The sequence below is a fragment of the Rhizobacter sp. genome, assembly GCF_031412075.1.
In the GTDB taxonomy this organism is placed as follows: Bacteria; Pseudomonadota; Gammaproteobacteria; order Burkholderiales; family Burkholderiaceae_C; genus Rhizobacter.
The window spans coordinates 1-2,234 of the sequence record NZ_JANOCG010000582.1 but is presented as its reverse complement, the minus strand read 5'-3'; the positions used below and the strand labels follow the sequence as shown (position 1 = coordinate 2,234).

The following is a 2,234-nucleotide window of genomic DNA, read 5'->3' as shown; positions in this document are numbered from 1 at the left end:
GGGCGCTGTAGAAGGTTCTCTTGTAAGGGCGGTCTTCGAACATCGCTAGGGGGTGGTCCACGGGGCGCTGTCCTCCATGAGTGACAGATTGCTGGCAATGCCTCTGCGTCGGGTGTGTCAGAAACCCATCGAGCGGGCGCTGGGCGAAGCGGATTCGACGGCTACGCGCGGCGTGCAAAGGGGTTCAAGCAACGCGTGGATTCTCACTCAAGAAGATGACAGCTCCAGACCCGCAAGTGTGGGGGGAGCCTGTGTTCTAGGGGCCTTGCCTGAGGGCATGCGTCACGTTTTTTGCGGGCCATCCGTTCACCCCGGAGCGTGTGGGTTTGCCACGTCCTGATCAAACGGTGTGCAAATCGTGCCGCCTACAATTCCAAGATGGCCAACGCATTCAATCCAGGTATCACCGCCGCGCTCGGCTCCGCCGCCATGGAGCGCATCACCTTGTTGCTCAACCACGTGATCGCAGCCGAACCGGTGGCCACCGAACGTTTGCGCCCGCACAGTGGCCGCAGCGTCCAGCTGCAATGGACGGCCTGGCCGGGTCTTTTACCTGCACCTCCGGTGGTGGCGTTCACCATCACGCCAGCAGGGCTGCTTGAATGGTGTGGCGAACAGGCGCCGGCCCAGCCCGACCTGCGGGTGACGATCGATGCGTCGAATCCCTTGCGTCTGGTGGGGCAATGGCTGTCGGGTGAGCGTCCGAAGGTGGGCATCGAGGGTGATTCGGCACTGGCCACCGACGTCAGCTGGCTGATCGACAACCTGCGCTGGGACATCGAAGACGACGTCGCCCGCATCATCGGGCAAGCGCCGGCGCACGAGCTGGGCCGTGCGGCCTCGGCCATCGGCGCGGGCCTGCGCGAAGCGGTGCGTGCCTTGCAAGGGCTGATGGCACGCGGCCCGCAATGAGGCACATCGCCCGGCTGCTCGTCATTGTTCTAACCGTCCTGCGCTTCGGCCTGGACGAGCTGGCACTGTCGGGCTTTCGGCAACGCTGGGTGCGCCTGCTGGTGCGGGTGATGACGCTTGGGCGCAAGCTCGACGCGCCTCCCGGCCAGCGCCTGCGTGAGGCCCTGGAACGGCTGGGCCCGATCTTCGTCAAGTTTGGCCAGGTGCTGTCAACGCGGCGCGATCTGCTGCCGCCCGAGGTGGCCGACGAGTTGGCCAAGCTGCAAGACAGCGTGCCGCCATTTCCCGCAGCCGAGGCGCGTGCGCTGGTGGAGCGTGCCTATGGCCGGTCCATCGAGGCGGTGTTCGCGAGCTTCGAGGCTGAGCCGGTGGCCAGTGCGTCGATCGCGCAAGTGCACTTCGCGGTGCTCAAAGACGGCCGCGAAGTGGCCGTCAAGGTGCTGCGCCCCGGCATGTTGGCGGTGATCGACGACGACCTGTCGCTCTTGCGCACGCTGGCGCTCTGGGTCGAGCGCCTGTCGGCCGATGGCAAGCGCCTGAAGCCGCGCGAGGTGGTGGCCGAGTTCGACAACTACCTGCACGACGAACTCGATCTGGTGCGCGAAGCGGCCAACGCCGCCCAGCTGCGGCGCAACATGAGCGGCCTGAACCTGATCATGGTGCCCGAGATGGTCTGGGACCTGTGCACCCAGAGCGTGATCGTGATGGAGCGCATGAAGGGTGTTCCCATCAGCCAGACGCAGCGCTTGCGCGATGCGGGCGTCGACATCCCGAAGTTGGCACGCGACGGCGTGACCATCTTTTTCACCCAGGTGTTTCGTGACGGTTTCTTTCACGCCGACATGCACCCCGGCAACATCCAGGTGAGCCTGGCGCCAGCCACCTTCGGGCGTTACATCGCGCTCGACTTTGGCATCGTGGGCACGCTCACCGAGTTCGACAAGGAATATCTCGCGCAGAACTTCATCGCGTTCTTCCGCCGCGACTACAAGCGGGTGGCCGAGTTGCATGTGGAATCGGGCTGGGTGCCGCCGAACACCCGCATTGACGAGCTGGAAGGGGCCATCCGCGCCGTCTGCGAGCCGCACTTCGACCGCCCGCTGAAAGACATCTCGCTGGGCCAGGTGCTGCTGCGCCTGTTCCAGATCTCGCGCCGCTTCAACGTCGAGATCCAGCCGCAGCTGGTGCTGTTGCAGAAGACGCTGCTCAACGTCGAGGGCCTGGGCCGCCAGCTCGACCCCGAGCTCGACCTGTGGAACACCGCCAAGCCGTTTCTTGAACGCTGGATGAATGACCAGGCCGCGCCAACCCACCTGCTCATT

At 65.1% G+C, this 2,234-nt stretch carries 2 protein-coding genes; both read left to right on the top strand.

What is annotated here, in order from left to right:
* The first annotated feature begins 378 nt into the window (after positions 1-378).
* Positions 379-912, top strand: a complete 534-nt coding sequence (locus RMO40_RS21525) for a hypothetical protein (RefSeq protein WP_309725645.1) — start codon at positions 379-381, stop codon at positions 910-912.
* The coding region (gene ubiB / locus RMO40_RS21520; RefSeq protein WP_309725644.1) for a ubiquinone biosynthesis regulatory protein kinase UbiB at positions 909-2,234 on the top strand (1,326 nt) is incomplete at its 3' end. The genes RMO40_RS21525 and ubiB, both read left to right, overlap by 4 nt.